Origin of the sequence: Laceyella sacchari (assembly GCF_024927925.1) — a bacterium.
Taxonomy (GTDB): domain Bacteria; phylum Bacillota; class Bacilli; order Thermoactinomycetales; family Thermoactinomycetaceae; genus Laceyella; species Laceyella sacchari.
In genome coordinates this window covers 3,100,513-3,118,445 of sequence record NZ_CP103866.1, presented here as the reverse complement: position 1 = coordinate 3,118,445, position 17,933 = coordinate 3,100,513, and the positions used below count along the sequence as shown (strand labels likewise).

The 17,933-nt window shown below is 49.1% G+C and carries 21 protein-coding genes and 1 pseudogene; 15 read left to right on the top strand and 7 right to left on the bottom strand.

The window, feature by feature from the left end; all coding sequences use genetic code 11:
• The first annotated feature begins 6 nt into the window (after positions 1-6).
• The 13 genes from hisF to NYR52_RS15200 all read left to right on the top strand — a co-directional run bounded on the left by hisF (position 7) and on the right by NYR52_RS15200 (position 10,355).
• Positions 7-768, top strand: coding sequence for an imidazole glycerol phosphate synthase subunit HisF (hisF, locus tag NYR52_RS15260; protein ID WP_132221500.1), 762 nt, complete (start codon positions 7-9; stop codon positions 766-768).
• A complete protein-coding gene (gene hisIE, locus NYR52_RS15255; protein WP_259435979.1) occupies positions 762-1,382 on the top strand; it encodes a bifunctional phosphoribosyl-AMP cyclohydrolase/phosphoribosyl-ATP diphosphatase HisIE in 621 nt (206 codons plus the stop codon). Before hisF ends, hisIE begins: the two co-directional genes overlap by 7 nt.
• Complete coding sequence (locus NYR52_RS15250) at positions 1,363-1,539, top strand: hypothetical protein (protein ID WP_158283299.1); 177 nt, start codon at positions 1,363-1,365, stop codon at positions 1,537-1,539. Before hisIE ends, NYR52_RS15250 begins: the two co-directional genes overlap by 20 nt.
• Before the next feature lie 56 nt (positions 1,540-1,595).
• On the top strand, positions 1,596-2,180 hold the full coding sequence (locus tag NYR52_RS15245; RefSeq protein ID WP_259435978.1) for a hypothetical protein: 585 nt from the start codon (positions 1,596-1,598) through the stop codon (positions 2,178-2,180).
• Positions 2,181-2,552: 372 nt separating this feature from the next.
• Positions 2,553-4,184 carry a tetratricopeptide repeat protein gene (locus NYR52_RS15240; RefSeq protein WP_259435977.1) on the top strand — a complete coding sequence of 544 codons (1,632 nt, stop codon included), beginning with the start codon at positions 2,553-2,555 and terminating at the stop codon, positions 4,182-4,184.
• A gap of 13 nt (positions 4,185-4,197) precedes the next feature.
• Entirely contained in the window at positions 4,198-4,527 is a 330-nt protein-coding gene (locus tag NYR52_RS15235; RefSeq protein ID WP_259435976.1) for a thioredoxin family protein, read from the top strand.
• Between the two features lie 274 nt (positions 4,528-4,801).
• On the top strand, positions 4,802-5,752 hold the full coding sequence (locus NYR52_RS15230) for an ROK family glucokinase (protein ID WP_259435975.1): 951 nt from the start codon (positions 4,802-4,804) through the stop codon (positions 5,750-5,752).
• 41 nt (positions 5,753-5,793) lie between these two features.
• Positions 5,794-6,675, top strand: coding sequence for an RNase adapter RapZ (gene rapZ / locus NYR52_RS15225; protein ID WP_132221490.1), 882 nt, complete (start codon positions 5,794-5,796; stop codon positions 6,673-6,675).
• Positions 6,676-6,677: 2 nt separating this feature from the next.
• Positions 6,678-7,682: a gluconeogenesis morphogenetic factor MgfK gene (gene mgfK / locus NYR52_RS15220; RefSeq protein ID WP_022737545.1), complete on the top strand. Its 1,005-nt coding sequence runs from the start codon at positions 6,678-6,680 to the stop codon at positions 7,680-7,682.
• Positions 7,683-7,696: 14 nt separating this feature from the next.
• On the top strand, positions 7,697-8,635 hold the full coding sequence (whiA, locus tag NYR52_RS15215; RefSeq protein WP_132221486.1) for a DNA-binding protein WhiA: 939 nt from the start codon (positions 7,697-7,699) through the stop codon (positions 8,633-8,635).
• A 22-nt stretch (positions 8,636-8,657) separates the two neighbouring features.
• On the top strand, positions 8,658-8,915 hold the full coding sequence (locus NYR52_RS15210) for an HPr family phosphocarrier protein (protein ID WP_022737547.1): 258 nt from the start codon (positions 8,658-8,660) through the stop codon (positions 8,913-8,915).
• A gap of 337 nt (positions 8,916-9,252) precedes the next feature.
• The gene (locus tag NYR52_RS15205) at positions 9,253-9,921 is read left to right on the top strand and encodes a hypothetical protein (RefSeq protein ID WP_132221484.1); all 669 of its coding nucleotides are present in this window, start codon (positions 9,253-9,255) and stop codon (positions 9,919-9,921) included.
• 77 nt (positions 9,922-9,998) lie between these two features.
• Complete coding sequence (locus NYR52_RS15200; protein ID WP_259435973.1) at positions 9,999-10,355, top strand: hypothetical protein; 357 nt, start codon at positions 9,999-10,001, stop codon at positions 10,353-10,355.
• A gap of 239 nt (positions 10,356-10,594) precedes the next feature.
• Here NYR52_RS15200 and clpP read toward each other — a convergent pair whose 3' ends face one another.
• The 7 genes and pseudogenes from clpP to NYR52_RS15165 form a co-directional block, all read right to left on the bottom strand.
• Positions 10,595-11,185 (bottom strand): ATP-dependent Clp endopeptidase proteolytic subunit ClpP, encoded by a 591-nt coding sequence (gene clpP / locus NYR52_RS15195; protein ID WP_102993510.1) that lies wholly within the window; start codon positions 11,183-11,185, stop codon positions 10,595-10,597.
• A 592-nt stretch (positions 11,186-11,777) separates the two neighbouring features.
• A pseudogene (locus tag NYR52_RS15190) lies at positions 11,778-12,002 on the bottom strand (peptide ABC transporter ATP-binding protein); the annotation flags it as partial.
• 148 nt (positions 12,003-12,150) lie between these two features.
• The gene (locus NYR52_RS15185) at positions 12,151-12,615 is read right to left on the bottom strand and encodes an SMI1/KNR4 family protein (protein WP_259435972.1); all 465 of its coding nucleotides are present in this window, start codon (positions 12,613-12,615) and stop codon (positions 12,151-12,153) included.
• Between the two features lie 138 nt (positions 12,616-12,753).
• On the bottom strand, positions 12,754-13,413 hold the full coding sequence (locus NYR52_RS15180; protein WP_259436775.1) for an amino acid ABC transporter permease: 660 nt from the start codon (positions 13,411-13,413) through the stop codon (positions 12,754-12,756).
• A gap of 2 nt (positions 13,414-13,415) precedes the next feature.
• The gene (locus NYR52_RS15175; protein WP_375163162.1) at positions 13,416-14,228 is read right to left on the bottom strand and encodes an ABC transporter substrate-binding protein; all 813 of its coding nucleotides are present in this window, start codon (positions 14,226-14,228) and stop codon (positions 13,416-13,418) included.
• Positions 14,229-14,397: 169 nt separating this feature from the next.
• Positions 14,398-15,603, bottom strand: coding sequence for a S8 family serine peptidase (locus NYR52_RS15170; RefSeq protein ID WP_259435971.1), 1,206 nt, complete (start codon positions 15,601-15,603; stop codon positions 14,398-14,400).
• Between the two features lie 233 nt (positions 15,604-15,836).
• Positions 15,837-16,112: a hypothetical protein gene (locus tag NYR52_RS15165; protein WP_259435970.1), complete on the bottom strand. Its 276-nt coding sequence runs from the start codon at positions 16,110-16,112 to the stop codon at positions 15,837-15,839.
• Between the two features lie 209 nt (positions 16,113-16,321).
• Between NYR52_RS15165 and NYR52_RS15160 the strand changes: the two genes are divergently transcribed.
• A protein-coding gene (locus NYR52_RS15160; protein WP_375163157.1) for an IS5 family transposase occupies positions 16,322-17,162 on the top strand; the annotation gives its coding sequence in 2 pieces (ribosomal slippage) (positions 16,322-16,657 and positions 16,659-17,162; 840 coding nt in all).
• A 180-nt stretch (positions 17,163-17,342) separates the two neighbouring features.
• Positions 17,343-17,933 (top strand): BglII/BstYI family type II restriction endonuclease, encoded by a 591-nt coding sequence (locus NYR52_RS15155; protein WP_102993502.1) that lies wholly within the window; start codon positions 17,343-17,345, stop codon positions 17,931-17,933.

Below are 17,933 nucleotides of genomic sequence, written 5' to 3'. Positions count from 1 at the left end.
GCGAAAATGCTGACGAAACGGATCATTCCATGTTTGGACGTGAAAGACGGCCGTGTGGTCAAAGGGGTTTCCTTCAATCATCTGCGGGATGCGGGGGATCCGGTAGCGTTGGCGGCGCAGTATGATCGGGAACAGGCTGATGAATTGGTGTTTCTCGATATCTCCGCCACCGTCGAAGGGCGCAAGACGATGCTCCATGTGGTTGAACGGGCGGCGGCGGAATTGACGATCCCTTTCACCGTTGGGGGCGGGATCAGTAGCGTGGAAGAGATGACAGCCCTGTTGCGAGCTGGCGCGGACAAGGTGTCTATCAATACGTCTGCTGTCTTAAACCCAGATTTGATCACCGAAGGGGCAGCCCGCTTTGGAAACCAGTGCATCGTCGTGGCAATCGATGCCAAATATGATGACGAGTGGCGGGATTGGGTGGTATACACCCACGGCGGGAGACAGAAGACCGATATGCGCGCGGTGGATTGGGCTCAAGAAGCGGTTGCCCGCGGGGCAGGGGAAATCCTGCTCACCAGCATGGATCGGGATGGGCATAAAAACGGGTTTGACGTGCCCCTGTTGGATCAAATTTGCCAAGCGGTCAACGTTCCCGTAATCGCATCCGGAGGAGCGGGGGAAACCGCGCATTTCGTGGAAGTGTTTGTCAAAACCGATGCAGCGGCGGCATTGGCTGCTTCCGTTTTCCACTTCCGGGAACTCACAATCGGCGAAGTAAAACAGGCGCTTGTGGAGAAAGGGGTGGAGGTGCGGTGTTAGTCAATGTGGATCCGAGCGAGTTGAAATTTGGCGCGGATGGATTGATTCCGGCGATCGTGCAGGATGGACGCACCAAGCAGGTGCTCACCTTGGCTTATATGAACAGGGAATCGTTGGAGAAGACGCTGGAGACCGGGGAAACATGGTTCTTCAGCCGGTCGCGGCAAGCGCTATGGCATAAAGGCGCCACTTCCGGACATACGCAAAAAGTGATCGCGGTAAGTAGAGATTGCGATCAAGATGCGCTGTTGATTCAAGTGGAACCGCGCGGGCCGGCCTGCCACACGGGAAGCGTCAGTTGTTTCGGAGGAGAAGCGGACAAGCCGGAGCCCGAATCGATTCTCGCCCAGTTGGAAACCGTGATCGCCGAGCGCCAGCAGGAACGTCCGGAAGGCTCTTATACGACTTATTTGTTTGATAAAGGGATCGATAAAATTCTGAAAAAAGTGGGTGAGGAGGCGGCGGAGGTGATCATTGCCGCCAAGAATGAAGGGCAGGCAGAGTTGCGATATGAAGCCGCCGACTTACTGTATCATTTGCTTGTTTTGTTGCGAGAAAAAGATTTGCCGTTTGGCAATGTTCTGGCGGAATTGCGTGAACGGCACGGAAAATGAGGCCTGGCGGCGCGGATCGTTTATGAATGAATTGCCACTCTTTGCAAGGAGTGGCTTTTTTTATGAAATCAACCGCAGAATCGGCCAAGAAAAAGGCGATAGATGTGAACAGGATGTGACAAAAAGACCAAGTGGGATGAAAGATGTGATAAAATAATTTTATGAATAATGTTTTTTTTATAATTTATTGATGGGATGTGAGGGGGGCTAGGGATGGAACCGTGGTATCTCAATTGGGAAATGTGGGGAGCAATCGGGCAATGGGCTGGAGCGATAGCCACCGTGGCGGCTGTATGGGTGGCTTTGCAACAAACCAGAGAAGCGCGTGATGCGATTAGGCCTTCATTGGAATTAGTTTGGACCTTGATTGAAGAAGAGAAGGAGTACCTTGTGGTGCGGGCGGTCAATCAGAAGCCGATCTCCATCTACGTCATGAATGTGCACAGTCTGATCATTTTTGAGAATGATCATGGTTCCATTCGCGTGCCTTTGCCGCAGACATTTATGGAAAGTGATATTCCGCAATCCTTGCCGCCGGGAAATTTCCTCATTTGTAAAATATCATTGACTGATTTGGTAATGATGCTCAAAGATTATGGACTACATGACAAAAGCGGCTTTTACTTACGCGTCATTTTCCGCGATTCTCTCTACACACCGTATACCTTGAACCTGTTTGGGCAATGGTTTGATGATGGGGAGTATGTGGGGATGAGAGTGTGGGAGCAGGTAGGCCGAATTAAAGGATACAAGCCTGAAAACGCTGACAATGTGGTAAAAGTGGTAAAAGATGAGTAAAGGATGTTTGATGTATCAAGCTGACCGATCGAAGCGGCGAAAAAACCTTTCCTGATGGGCGCTAAGAGGCAAACGAGGCAAAAGAGGGATGGTTTTGGAGCCGCTGACATGTTTTCCGACGCTAAAAAGGGCTTGGGTTTATCACGTCGAGACAGTGGGCGAAAAGTGGTTCAAAAGGTAACGCCAAACACCGATTAAACGGGGTTCTTTGGCGAAGGATGAACGTTTCCGTCGTATTTGCCGTCGACTTGGGTTATAATGTTCCTGAACCCAAGAGATTGTCCCGGCGCACCCGTTTTGCGCCAAATAGCGATGCTCTGGCGCAGGCGTCAGACCACCAGCTTTGACAGAAGTGCTGGTTGGAGGGAAAATATGAAAAAAACACACGTTGGCTTAAATAAAAAAGTTGTTCGTTTGAATATGGATGCCGGATTCTTTTTTGAGCGGGCGGTGCGTTCGCTGGATCGCCATCGGTACGATCGTGCAGTCAAGTATTTCCGTCTGGCGATGGAGAAAGAACCGGAAAATCCGATTAACCACTGCAATTTGGCGGGGATTTTGTCAGAGTTGGGCCGCTTTGAAGAGTCGAATGAAGTGTTGGAGCATGTCCTTAACACGGTTGCGCCTGACCTGCATGAATGCCTGTTTTATATGGCGAATAATGCGGCCAACATGGGAGATTTGGAGTTGGCCGAAGATTATTTGCTCGAATACCTCCAGCATGACCCCGATGGGGAATTTGCGGAGGAGGCGGAAGAAATGTTGGTGATGTTGGCGCAGGAATTGGGGCGTCCACCTCGGGAGCCGTTGCCACCCCATCAGCCGATTTATGTGCAACAACATGAAGAAGCCCGCCAACATCTCGAACAGGGGCGTTTTTTGCAGGCGATTCAAATGATGGAGGATATGTTAGAGGAGTATCCAGATTTCTTGGCAGCTCGCAACAACTTGGCTCTGGCGTATTATTATATCGGGGAGATGGAGCAGGCCTTGGCGGCCATCAACGAAGTGCTGGAGATGGACCCCAACAATCTGCACGCCCTATGTAATTTGGCAGTCTTGTCCCACCATATGGGGGAGACGGAAATCAGTACGTTGATTATCGACATGTTGAAAAAGCTGATTCCCCTGAATCAAGAACACGCCTGCAAGCTGGCGACCACGCTGGGGATTTTGGGCGAACACGCCGTGGCTTATGAGCTGTTTGCGCGCTTGGTGAAATATGATGACGTGCAGACAGTCAGCTTATACCATTATGCCGCGGTGGCTGCCTGGAACAACGGAAACCCGACGCGGGCTTTAAGTTACTGGCGCCGCGCGGTTAAGATAGCCCCGGATGAGGATGTGCCTGCTTTTCATCTTATCCATGCCCAAGAGTTGCTTGATCAGGAGCCATTGCCCAAACTCCAATATCATTATCAACTGCCGTTTGAGGAACAGTACTTGCGCTTGCAAGACTTAGCTTCTGATCAAGCGTTGCTGGAACAGTGGAAAGGGAATCCGCTGATCCGTTCTTCTTTTTTCTGGGCCTTGAGTCGTGGCGACTTTGAAACCAAGCGTCAGGTGCTGAATCTGCTTGGTTGGATCGCTGACGAAGAAGTGTCGCGATTGTTGGAGCAGTTCATACGACAAGAAGGCCTGGAGCCAGAGCTGAAGAAGTTGGCAGAGGCGATTTTGTTGCGGCTGAAAGGGGACGAGTCCCCGCGGGCAGAGGCGGGCCGGCAGATCTTAGCATGCTGCTTGTCCCACATGTTCGATGCATCTGCCGAAATGAAACAAGCTGTGGAACGATTGTGGATGCTGGTGCGGGATGAGCATGAAGGGCAGTGGCGGCAGTTGCGAAAAGCCGAAGGTTGGGCTGCTGCGCTGGAGTACTTGGTGTCTAAGCACTTGGGCGTTCGGATTACGCAGAAAGAAGTGGCTGAGAAGTATCAAGTCTCGCTTTCATCCGTGTCCCGTTACGTAAAGTTGCTGGGTCCATTGGCGCAACGTTGCTTTGATTAAGGAGGAACAAGGGATGCAAAAGTTAAACCAAGAAAGCTTTGCTGACTTTATCACAGAAGGCAAGAAAGTGGTTGAGTTTAGTGCAGACTGGTGCGTGGATTGCAAGCGGGTTGCGCCGGACATGCCCGAATTGGCACAGAAATTTGCCGACCACATGACTTTTTCCGAAATCGATGTGGATGAAGCGCGCGAGGTTGCTGAAGAATACGGCGTGAAAGGCATTCCGACTTTCATCGTGTTTGAGGGCGGCAAAGAAGTGGGGCGGTTGCCGAGCCGCTTTGCCAAAACGAAAGAACAAATTGAGGCGTTCTTGCAAGACTATATCGACGGAAAATCATTTTAACCAACCATTAAATAAACAAACACACAGAACACATATGCAAGTATTAAGCTAAAAGAGCAAAAAGCCCCCTTGAATATAAAGGGATTACTGCGTTGAAGCCGTTGACCCGGGCGATGTCAGCGGCTTTTTTTGTGTCGAGAAGTCCGCGGGTGCGGCTCCCCGATTTTTGTGTTATTCTTATCGTTAAAGGTGTAAACGGATTCAATTTTTGTTGAGATATTACGCAATCAATGTTAAAATAGGTTATTTTCGAACAACAATTGAGGTGTCAGCAATGGGGAAACGATGGATTGGCATTGACCTCGGTGGGACAAGCATGAAACTGGGGCTGGTGGACAGTCACGGCAACACGGTGTTGGAAATGGAAAAACCCACGCTTGCGCAAGAGGGCGTTGACGGCGTCATCGGCCGGATGGTTTCCCATGCGCGCGAATTGGCTAAGGAAGCGGGACTCCGCTGGGCTGATGTAGCGGGAGTGGGTGTTGGCCTGCCTGGATTTTTGGATGTGAAGGCGGGTGTTGTCAAACAGCTGACCAATCTTGGTTGGCATGAAGAAGTGCCGATTCGCCGGTTGCTCGAAGAAGCCTGGCAAATTCCGGTCAAAATTGACAATGACGCCAATGTGGCCGCTCTGGGTGAAGCTTGGTGTGGAGCCGGTGCCGGCGTGGATGATGTGGTGTGCATTACCTTGGGAACCGGAGTAGGTGGCGGCCTTATTCTGGATGGCCAATTGTTGCATGGCAGATACGGCTTTGCAGGGGAAGTGGGGCACATGACCATCGACCCTGAAGGCCATCCGTGCAACTGCGGCATGCGGGGATGCTTGGAAACCTTCTCTTCCGCCACGGGGATGGTACGCATGGCCAATGAAGCGATTGTAGCCGGACGGAGCACGGTGTTGGCGGATGTGGAGAAAGTCGGAACCAAAGAGATTTTTGCGGCGGCGGCGGCCGGGGATACGGTGGCGCTGGAAGTGAAAAAACGAGCGATTGATGCTTTGGCGCAGGCGATGTCAGCCTTGTCCGTGGTGTTAAACCCGGCGCGCTTCATCATCGGAGGCGGGGTATCCTATGCCGGAGAAGCGCTGTTACAGCCGCTTCGCGAAGCGTATGTTAAGCGGACGCAACCCAATGCCCGACAAGGGGTGGATGTGGTGTTGGCTCAATTGGGGAACCGGGCCGGTTACATTGGGGCCGCCGGACTTTTAGCACGCGAGCGAAAATAAGGTATAATAGATGATAACGAGTTGAGATGGAATTAGAGGTGATGGCTGTGAATAAAAGCAAAGAAGGAAAGCTTATTGTCATCACCGGGATGTCCGGGGCGGGTAAATCCGTCGCGATGCAAAGTTTAGAGGATAATGGGTTTTTCTGCGTTGACAATTTGCCGCCTGTCTTATTACCCAAGTTTGCGGAGTTGTTGGAGCAGTCCCAAGGGAATTTGAACCGGGTGGCCTTGGTGATCGATTTAAGAGGGAGGGAATTCTTTTCCTCCTTGTTTGAAGCGTTGAACCAACTTGAACAATGGCATGGCATTCAGCATCAGATTTTGTTTTTGGATGCAGATGACCAGACTTTGGTGCGCAGGTATAAGGAGACGAGGCGCCGCCATCCGCTCTCACACAACGGCACGCCACTCGAAGGCATTCTCCAGGAGCGCAAGCTGTTGGAAGAGCTGAAGGGCAGGGCGCATCAGATTATAGACACCAGCCGGCTCAAACCGGCCGAATTAAAAGAAAAGATTGCGAGACGCCTGTTGCACATGGAATCCAACAACATGGCGGTCACCTTTATGTCGTTCGGTTTTAAGCATGGAATCCCGATCGACGCCGATTTGGTGTTTGATGTGCGTTTTCTCCCCAACCCCCACTATGTGGATGCATTGCGTCCACAAACCGGCAAGGACGCCGCTGTAGCAGAATACGTCATGAAGTGGGCTGAAACTAAACAATTCATGGAGAAAATGGAGGATTTGTTTCAGTTTTTGATTCCGCAGTACCAACGCGAAGGCAAGCAACAATTGGTCGTTGGGATCGGTTGCACGGGAGGGAAGCACCGGTCTGTGGCATTGGCTGAAGCGTTCTGCAGGAAATTTAAAGAGCAAGTTCATTGCCGGGTAGCCCATCGAGACATCGAGAAAGGCGGATAAGCGTGGCGAGCAAACAGAATTTCAATGGGGAATCGTTCACCCGCCCCAAAGTCGTATGCATTGGAGGGGGAACGGGCCTCTCTGTCATCTTGCGAGGTTTGAAGAAATTACCCATCGATATCACTGCCGTGGTGACGGTCGCTGATGATGGGGGGAGTTCCGGGCGTTTGCGCAACGATTTGCAGATGCCCCCTCCCGGCGACATTCGGAATGTGCTCGTCGCCCTGGCCCAGACGGAACCTCTGTTGGAAAGTGTGTTGCAATACCGGTTTGAAAATGGAGAAGGATTAAAAGGGCACGCATTAGGGAATTTGATGTTGGCAGCGATGACCGAGATCACTGGTGATTTCACCAAAGCGGTCAATGCGATGAGTCGCGTGTTGGCTGTGCGAGGACAAGTATTGCCAGCTAGCGAGCAGGATGTTGTCCTGATGGCAGAGATGACGGATGGAACGATTGTTAAAGGCGAGTCGCAAATTCCCAAAACGGGCAAACGCATACGCCGGGTGTTTTTAAATCCGCAGGACCCCAAACCTTCGGACGGCGTGTTGCGGGCGATCGAAGAGGCGGATGGCATCATCGCAGGGCCGGGAAGCCTTTACACCAGCATATTGCCCAACCTCTTGGTAAAGGATGTGAGCGAAGCGATCCGCGCTTCCCAAGCGTGCAAGGTGTATGTGTGCAATGTCATGACCCAACCAGGGGAAACGGATGGCTTTATGGCCAGCGATCATTTGCGGGCAATTTATGATCATGTCGGCGAGCGCTTGTTTGATGTTGCCATCATCAACAACGAGGTGCCGCCACTCAAGATTCAACGGCAGTACGCCAAAAAGAAACAGCGCATGGTAATACCCGATATCGAACGGATCAACAAATTGGGTTGCCATGCCGTCGCCGATAATCTACTTTTATACCAGTCTGTTTTGCGTCATGATGCAGACCGAATCAGTGCTCATATCCTTCGTTTGATTCGCGAACGCATGGCTCAGCGGCAAAGCGGATAAAGAAGGGATGCTGTATGTCGTTTACTTCCACCATAAAAAAGGAATTGACTCAACTGGAATCAGATGATTGCTGTAAGCGTGCCGAGCTGTCAGCCTTAATCAGAATGAATGGTTCTGTGCACGTCAAGCAGAAAGCGTTGGTGCTTGACCTCATCACTGAGAACCCATCGACAGCGAGATATGTCTTCTCTTTGATCAAAAAATTGTATCAGTTGCAGCCCGAAGTGCTCGTCCGCAAAAAAGTGCGCCTCAAAAAGAACAATGTGTATCTGATTCGCTTATCGACCCGTACAGACGAGATATTGTCTGATCTCTGCATTTTCAAACAAGGATCGTGGGAACGGGTGACGGGGATTTCACCGGACCTGTTCACGGAACCGTGTTGCAAGCGGGCGTATTTGCGAGGTGCTTTTTTGGCGGCGGGATCGGTAAACAATCCGGACAGCGCCTCATACCATCTGGAGATTGTGTCCACGTATTATGATCATAGTGAAGCATTATGCCAGTTGATGAATGATTTCCAGTTGCACGCCAAAACCATTGAACGAAAAAAAGGTTTTGTCGTTTATATCAAAGAAGGGGAAAAGATTGGGGAATTCCTTAATATTATTGGAGCCTACCCGTCACTCTTGCGTTTTGAAGACGCAAGGATTTGGAAGGATATGCGGAACTCAGTCAATCGCATAGTCAATTGTGAGACCGCCAATCTAAACAAAACGATTCAAGCGGCCATGCGCCAGATTGAGAATATCCGCCTGATTGAAGAGGTACTGGGACTGGATCATTTGCCCGACCGTTTGAAGGAAGTGGCGGAGACGAGGTTGAAGTATCCCGATGTGAACTTGGCTGAATTGGGGCAGCTTCTTCCGAGTGGGAAAGTGAGCAAATCAGCGATCAACCACCGTTTGCGCAAGTTGGATGAGCTGGCTCACAAATTGCGCGAGGCGGAATGAGCAACCATAGGAGGAATGTATGATGGTAGAGAAAAAAGTAGTAGTGCAATTGGAAACGGGATTACACGCCCGCCCTGCGGCGCTGTTTGTGCAAGAAGCGAACAAATTTGCCTCCGATGTATTCGTGGTGAAAGGTACGAAGAAAGTGAATGCGAAGAGCATTATGGGGATCATGAGCTTGGCGGTGTCCCGGGGTACGGAAATCACGATCATCGCGGACGGTTCCGATGAGGAAGAAGCGGTAAAAGTGCTGGCGGAAATGGTCGGCAAGTCAGAGTGAACACGAGCGTGCCTTCCAAAGGGAACGCCATCCATGCTTGAAAGGTCGTCCGCACATGCCGGTGGGGACGGCCTGTGAATGAAATGGCCTGTTGCGACGTCCACAAAGTGGATAGCAACGAAGCAATGGGCCGCTTTGCTTTGCCTATAACGCCTTCAGAGCCGATGATTGGCTCTTTTCTTCCGATTGGGCCGATAAAGACAGACGCGCCTATGCCCAAACCGTATCAATCATGTCACAATTGGTGCGGTCACGGGGGAGCCTTTTTTTATAAGATGGAAGTAACAGAAGAGGAAAAAAGTACAATTTAAGAATGTACGTTCCATTGGAGGAAATTATGGACGTTTTTCTGTATCCGATTCTTACGGTTGCCTATATTGCACTTTTTATTTGGAGTTTTCGTTTTATTCGCGAGTCGGCCTATTGGGGAACCTACTGGCTGATGTTTATCACACTGGCGATGATCTACGATAACGCCATCTTGGCGCTCGGCAATTGGATTGGCGAAGGTGATATGTTGGAAGGCCTGAGTTTGGTTCGTTCCTTGTTCCATGTCTTGCTCACACCAACATTGGTGTTTGTTGCGTTAGATATTGTGCGCCGTTTGCGGCTGGAGTGGACTGAGAGTCTGCTCGTACAGGTGCTGTATCACTTATATACCTTTGTGGTGACGGTGATGGGCATCTTTATGGAGATCTTGTGGGTTGACATGGAGCCGGTGGTTGAACGCGGCTTGTTGCGTTATGCGCCGGTGCAACCCCAAATTCCATGCGCAAGCGCATTGGTTCTGGTACCGCTTCTCATCTCGGGGATCTTGGTATGGCGCAAATTGCGATGGCCCGTGCTATTGATCGGACTGTTGTTGGTCATGATCGGAGGGAGTGGGGCCGTTTTGCTCGGCCAACCGGCGCTGTCGGCGGTGTTCGTATTCATTTTCATCTGGGTGCTCGTACTAACGGAACAAATGCTACTGCCAGAGGATTATGGTCCAATCAACCGGGTGTAGAAAGTCGCGGCGCAAAGCTGCGGCTTTTTTTGCATAAACGGCTCACCAAGTCAAACACTAAGGCTGGAGGTGAGCACATGAGGAAAGCTTGGATCTTTTTGTGCATGGTTGTGCTGGTGCTGACAGGATGCCAACGGTTTGAAAAGCCGACGGAGCGCACTGGACTTGATAAAGATAGCCATTCATACAGCTACGTCAGTTTCCAGGAAAGCAAATTCAAGCAAATCGCGATGAACGTCCCGGGCGTTCGCGATGTACGCATGGAGTACGATGGACGCAAAGTGATCTTGATGGTTTTGCCGGACAAGGGATGGAGTCCGGAACAGTACCGAATATTGGCAAATCGGGTTTACCACAAGGTGAACATGGGTTCACCGGTTACCCCTGTCCATGTGAAAGTCATCGCTCCGGAAAATTGGCTACAAACCCCGTGACAAAGAAAATCAACACCTGATCTCTCTCGGGAATCAGGTGCTTTTTTAGGCTGATTGGATCAATCAGTGGAAAAGCTTGCTGAGGAAGGACAAGCCCATAATGGCGGCAATCACCATGCATACCCAGAACAAAGCGCGGTCGTGACGGTTTTGCATCAGGCATCTCCCTTTCATTTTTAGTGTCCACTTTATCATAAACGAAAAAAAGCCTGGGGGAGGAGAATCCCCACAGGCACTTTTTACCGTTGGTTGGTAGAAGTCAAGATTTTGTCAACCAATCCATATTCGAGCGCTTCTTGCGCACTCATGAAGTTGTCACGGTCTGTGTCACGCTCGATTTTCTCCAATGGTTGGCCTGTGAATTCAGCCAGTTGGCGGTTGAGGTTGTCACGCATGCGGATGATGCGTTTGGCGCGAATTTCAATATCCGAAGCCTGTCCTTCTGCTCCACCGAGCGGTTGATGGATCATCACTTCGCTGTTGGGCAGTGCGAACCGCTTGCCTTTGGCACCGGCGGCTAACAAGAAAGCGCCCATGGAAGCCGCCATACCGACGCAGATGGTGGAAACGTCAGGTTGGATGAGTTGCATGGTATCATAAATGGCCATCCCAGCTGTAATGGAACCACCCGGTGAATTGATGTACAGGGAAATATCTTTCTCCGGGTCTTCGGCAGCCAAAAACAGCAATTGAGCCACAATCAGGTTAGCCACTTCATCGGTCACAGGGCTACCGAGGAGGATGATCCGGTCTTTGAGCAAGCGGGAGTAAATATCATATGAACGTTCACCACGATTGGATTGCTCTACTACAATAGGGACTAGGTTCATTTGTTGTGGGTGACTGTTTTAGCAGAACAGCCCCCTTCCCCCTTTCTTTCTTTCGCAAATTGGTGTGTAACCTTATCATACTCTATTGGTCAAAAAAGGTCAAATAAGAGGGAGCCGAATTTTACATGGCGCCATTTTGGCGGTAGAGGAGTGGGGTACACTCATAAAAAAAGCGGATTGCCTCCCAGCAGGGAAGCATCCGCTCTTTCAATAATGAATCATTGATTGTATTTTTATATTGAAGATAATTGGATGATTAAGGCAAAAATAACGAGATAACATACCATTCCATCGACACGCCGATCGGGATAAGTAATAATAAGGCCGCACAGGCCAAACCAAATTTTTTCATCCAACTTGCCATTGATGATTCTCTCCTGATGATGTGATTTTTGTTGGATACATGGAGATATTCTATCACATTGATTACAAATTATATTTGAACACCATTGTTCGATTGTGCGGACGATTTGTGAAAGCGGCCTCATCCGAGATGTGGCGTATTCTTCTCGTTATTTCTCCTTGGTGCGAGTAAAAGGGAAAAAGTCTGTAACCCATATACATTGGTGCGGCAGATGGCTTACAGGCTTTCTCATTTGTAGACCTGGCTTACGAAGCGCCGGGTTCGTTCTTCTTGGGGCGCGTCAAATATCTGTTCTGGTGTGCCTTTTTCAATGATGCGCCCTTCGTCCATATAAACCACTTTATCGGCCACTTCGCGAGCGAAGCCCATTTCATGCGTGACCACAACCATCGTCATGCCGTCTTGGGCTAGCTTTTTCATGACGGCAAGCACTTCCCCCACCAACTCGGGGTCATGAGGATCACCGCAACCAGAATCAGAGGCAAGATATAAATCATTCCGCTCAAACTCCTTTCCAACCCATTGTATCGATTCTTCAAAGGAATATGAAGGAATAAGCGGATAGGGTCTTTCCGTGAGCGCCATATAGGCGCTATAAAAGTTAGTAGTCTGTTCTCACATATAAATCATTGATAAACTCCGTAAATGTAGGCCTGACATGTCTTACCAAATCCAGATTTAATTCCGCTCCATTAAAAAGCTCTGATACTGCTTCATCAGATGAAAACCAGATGATAATAGGATGTTCTTTTTTTTGACCATAATAAAAACAATAGGGATTTAATGCAGAATCAAATCCAAACGGGACAAGAAGATTAGTTTCCTTGAGTTCTTCATCGTCTTCAAACCAAGCTTCCACTTCTTCCGGAATTTCATCTAAATCATAAAACTCATCAAAATGATAAGGCTCATCATCAATAAGAATATGAGCATTTCTATTCTCGATAGCGTTATATTGTTGAAACCAGTCAATATAGTCTTGCGGCAAACGCACACCAAGAATCTTCTCTACCTCGGCAAAATTTTCAACAGAGAGTTTTTCTCTTCGTTCCACCCAATTAACCATGTAACCCATTCCTTTCTCTAAAAATACTAATTTACACTTTGAGCTCCCAAACTTTGTGTTTTGTTTTTCCAGAAAAATCATATTGACATATAGATGAGGTTCTAGCGACCTTTCATTTGTCTAATCCTTTGATGGAAATCATCCTTGTGTCACCCTTTCTTCCACCTGAAGGCGCCGCTCTAGTTGCCGTAGCAGACTAGTGAACAGCAGGATGAGTGCCAAATAATACAAGCCGTTAATAAAGTACGTCTCAAATTGCTTGAAATTGTCGGCAGCAGCTCCCAGACCGGCTGACCATAGTTCGGTGCCGCCGATATAAGCAACGAGTGAGGAGTCCTTCAAGCCGATGATAAACTGATTGCCTAAGGGGGGAATGGATCGTCGGAAAGCTTGGGGCAAAATGATGAGGCGCATGGCCAGCGAGTAACTCATGCCGAGAGAGCGGGCCGCTTCCATTTGGCCGCTGTCAACAGCTTGGATGGCGCCGCGAAAAATCTCAGCGATGTAGGCGCCAGCGTGGATGGCTAACGCGAAGACCCCTGCGGTAAAAGAGTCCAAGACAATAAACTCGGCCAGCCCGAAGTAGATGGCAAAAATCTGGACGATCAGGGGAGTGCCGCGAATCACGGTGATGTACAATTGGGCGAGGCCGTTTAATAACTTGTTGCTTGATATCTTGCAAAAAGCGAACACTAGGCCGATCGCCGTTCCGACCAGCAACGACCAAAAAGTGAGCAATACCGTTTGCCAAGCAGCCTTGCTGAAGCCGATGAAGGTGGTTTGGAAAATCTCCAACAAAGTCATGGTTTAGAAATGGCCTCCTTTCCGGCATTAGATGACAAAATATTCCGATTAAAATACTTGCGGCTGATTTTTTCATATGTTCCATCTGCAATGATTTGAGCCAGTGCTTGGTTCAGCCTTTGTCGCAAGCGTTCGTCTCCAGCATGTACGGCAATGGCCATGTTGTCTAAAGTCAGAGGTTCTCCAACCGTTTGAATAGGGAATTTCATTTGCTTCATAGCGTACAGCCCCACCGCTTGATCGGTGATGACGGCATCGATGCGTCCCGTTGGCAAGTCTTGCAAAGCCGTAATGTCGCTGGTGTATTCCACAATCGATGGGGAGTGAGTCAATGCCACATCTTTGAAGGTACTCGCTTTCACTACGCCGATGGTCTTGTTTTTCAGATCCTTGATCGACGTGAGGGTGCGATTCCCTTTTTTCACGAAGACCTGCGCTCCCGACCGGTAGTAAGGGTCTGTGAAGTCCACTGCTTGGTCGCGCTTTTTTGTGATCGCCATGCTACCTAAAATCGCATCGTATTTGCGTGCCTCCAGCCCGGCGATGATGGTTTCCCAAGGCGTGGTGACGGGGCGTGGTTTCATACCCATTTCTTTGGCCAACGCATAGCCAATCTCCACGTCAAACCCGCTGATTTTCCCGTTTTGCTGAAAGTCTCTGTAACTGAACGGTTTGTACAAGCCGCTCATCGCAAAGGAGAAGGTCCCCTTTTCCAGCGTCAATTGATCGGCAGGCTTGGCGGGGGAACAGCCGATGGGAATGAAACAGAAACACGTCAGAAAAAAATAGATGAAACAGTTGCGAAACATAAAACCCTCCTTTGCTTCGATGATTAAGCAACCAGGAGCGAGGTTTTCCGGTTTGAAAACAGTTACCCTTTGTCAGCGACGATGAAACGGAAGATTTCTGCGCGGACAATGAAAAAGCCGACTGGCCATTTTTGTGGCACCAGTCGGCATGGTTGCTCTGTACGGGATATTAATAAGAGATTGCGCGATAGGCGTTGACACGCCCATGTGTCCAGTCGGTGCCTGTGCCCGGCACTTTATCGGCAGTGTTTTCAATCGCAGCACGGATTTGGACGTTCGTCCGGCCTTGGCCGGCTAACAACCCGGCAATACCTGATACGTGGGGGGCGGCCATCGAGGTGCCGCTGTCGTATGCGTACCCACCTCCAGTTACGGTTGAGTAGATATTGCCTCCAGGTGCGGCCACATCCACCCAATGTCCATAATTGGAAAACCAAGAGCGCTGATCGTCAGAATCGGTGGAGGCGACAGCCAGTGCCCGACTGTAATAAGCCGGATAGCTGGGTTGATCGGTGCTTTCATTGCCGGCGGCGACCACGACGATCGCCCCTTTGTTCCAAGCGTATTCTATTGCATTTTTAATGGTGAGGCTGTTCTCCGGCCCGCCCAGGCTTAGATTGATCACTTGAGCTCCCTGGTCGGCGGCGTACTTGATTCCGTCAGCGATGTCGGCGGCAGTTCCTTCGCCTTGCTCATCTAACACGCGTACGGGAAGCAACTTGGCGTTGGGAGCTAGGCCAGCGATTCCAATTCCGTTGTTGGATGTCGCGGCGATGATGCCGGCGCAGTGGGTGCCATGCCCGTTGAGATCCTGTTGGGTATTATCGTCATCTACAAAATCCCAGCCCCTTAGCACCTTGCCCCGCAAATCAGGATGATTGGGTTGGATGCCCGTATCGACAACCGCAATTTTTACGGTTTTGCCAATCGGAGCCGTTTGCCAAGCCAAGTGAGCCTGCACGCGCTTGGGGCCCCATTGTTTGTTCCAAAAGTAAGGGTCATTAGGCGTGATAGAGAACCGGGTTTGCCATGAGCGGATATGCCGCGCGGAGGGTAGGACGCTGGCGCGGTAGACATAGTTGGGCTCCGCATAGGCTACATCGGGATGTTGCTTGTATTTCCGTAACAACGTAGCCAACGAACTGCGTTTCACCTTCACCACTTGGTGGCCAAGAGTAGAAGTTTCTTCCACCTCCGAACGGATCTCGGCGTGGATGGCGGCCATTTTTTTCTTGGAGGTGTGTGGTTTGAATTTTACAATGATTTCTCCCGTCGCTTTGTCGGGAGTGGCCGTTGGTGCTGCACTAGCAACCGTGGACCACGGCGCCACTGTTAGTGCGACGGTTAGGGCAACAAAGACTAAAATGGGTTTCATATGTACCTCCCGTGGGGTAGTTTGTTATATTTAACAGGAAAAGCAGTGTTCATCAGCATGAACGAGATCATTATATATTAAAAATAGATATATGAAATGTAAGGAAACGTGGCAATAAAACGAAAAAACCGTCCCTCACAAGAGGAACGGTTTTCAAACGCGCAATATAATGCGCCTAATTAGTGATTTTTAGCGGATTGCTCCGCTAATTTTCCCAACGCGTTCTGCGCCTGCTAAGCGCTAACCACAAACAGTACGACATTTTCCAATTTTTTCTGCATGTTATTTAGTCGGCGTTCGTGTTCGCTTGGCGGATCGACAGGCGAAAATAGCACGTCCTCGGCCTGCTTCTGAATGTCTTTCACAATGCGCTGGTAATCGCGCTTGAGTTTATGAGCAAGCTGTAGCGCTTTGTGTTCATAGTCCTTCGAGGCTTTTCCTTGTGCTTCAATTTCCCGTAAGGGATATATAATACCTTTCAATTTCTGCGTATTTTTGCCTGGCTTCAATAACGCGCCCCGTACCTTCGCTGTGTCTTCACATACAAGCACTTCTGCTAGGGCGTTCACTTTTTCATATCATCAGCAATAGTGCAACTCATGTATGAGCAGCTGGCGTAAATTCTCTGACACGCTTGTGGATGCTAGGGCGTGTCTGGTGAATCCATCATGTTTTCCTGTTAGAATGTTCATAACAACAAAAGCAAGGAGACATCATGATGAGACGGCGTTATGAGATTACAGATGAGGCTTGGGAAAAGATCGAGCCTTTATTGCCTTCGAATGGGAAACGAGGCGGACAGTGGAAAGACCACCGAACCATTTTGGACGGAATCCTATGGAAGTTTGGGACGGGAGCTCCCTGGCGGGATCTGCCTGCACGTTATGGTTCTTGGAAAACTTGCTACTATCGTTTTACACGTTGGCAAAAGGATGGGACGTGGGATCGCTTGCTTAAGCATGTTCAGACTTACTCCCACGCCGTTTCCGATGTCGATTGGGTTGTTTTCGTTGACAGCACGATTGTCCGAGCTCATCAGCACGCCGCAGGCGCGCCGAAAAAAGGGGGACCCTCGCTTCCAGAATGAGGCACTCGGACGAAGCCGCGGAGGTCTGACGACCAAAATCCATCTTGCTTGTGACGGAAAAGGTCGACCGCTTGCTTTTACAATCACTCCCGGTCAACAGCATGACTGTACCCAATTACAAGCATTACTCGATTCCATTTCCGTTCCCTGTTTGGGAAAAGGAAGGCCTCGCAAGAGGCCGGATCATCTGATTGCCGATCGCGGCTACAGTTATCCGTCTTGTCGTCGATTTCTTCAAAAACGTGGGATTTCCCATACCATCCCCGAACGCAGAGATCAGGCGGAGCGTCGGGCAAAAAAGCCGGGACGTCCTCTGACCTTCAACAAAGAACAATATTCACGCCGAAACGTGATTGAACGCTGTATTAACCGCCTGAAGCAATGGCGTGGCTTCGCCACTCGTTATGAAAAACGGGCGGTTTATTTTTGTGCTGCCATTACCTTGATTTCCTTGATCATGTGGCTCAATTAATCATTCACCAGACACGCCCTAAAAGCATCTTCATAAAAGAAAGGACATCTAAAGGTAAGGCCTCCTATATTTATTAGATTCTTATGGATTCTCGTAAAGCTGCTTAAGTGTATGTATAATATGTGTAGTATTAAAAATATTTCTTTATATAAAAAATGTTCTAAAGAGGGTGTTTATAACGTGGGCATTGAACTACTACCTAAACATATTACTGATTTGTATGAAGTACATGAATGGCGCCATGCTTGCGCAATATTAAAAAATGATTTTCCAAACGAATGGGACGATATTCTTACTGTTCTAGAAAATTTTCGATTACCAAAAAGTAGTATAGTAGATGGAGGGGGCAGAAAGTCTAAAGTTTCCAATATGATTGATAAACACTTTTATAGCCTTGGTTGGGAAGAGAGGTCTTTTAAAACACAAGTAGTTATAGACGACAATGCTTTTGATTCACCAACACATAAGGTTGATTGTTATAAGAATAAGATAGCCTTAGAAATTGAGTGGAACAATAAAGACCCTTTTTTTGATCGTGATTTAAATAATTTCCGTTTGTTGTTTGAGTTACAAGCAATAAGTGTTGGTATTATTATAACTAGATGCGACCACTTACAAGAATTATTTAATAAACTTGGAAAAGGAAGTAAGTATGGCACTTCTACTACACACATGTCAAAATTATTGCCCCGCATCCAGGGTGGAGGGGGCGGAGGTTGTCCATTATTAGTATTTGGCATCTCTAAAGAGCTCTATGTAGAAGATAATTAA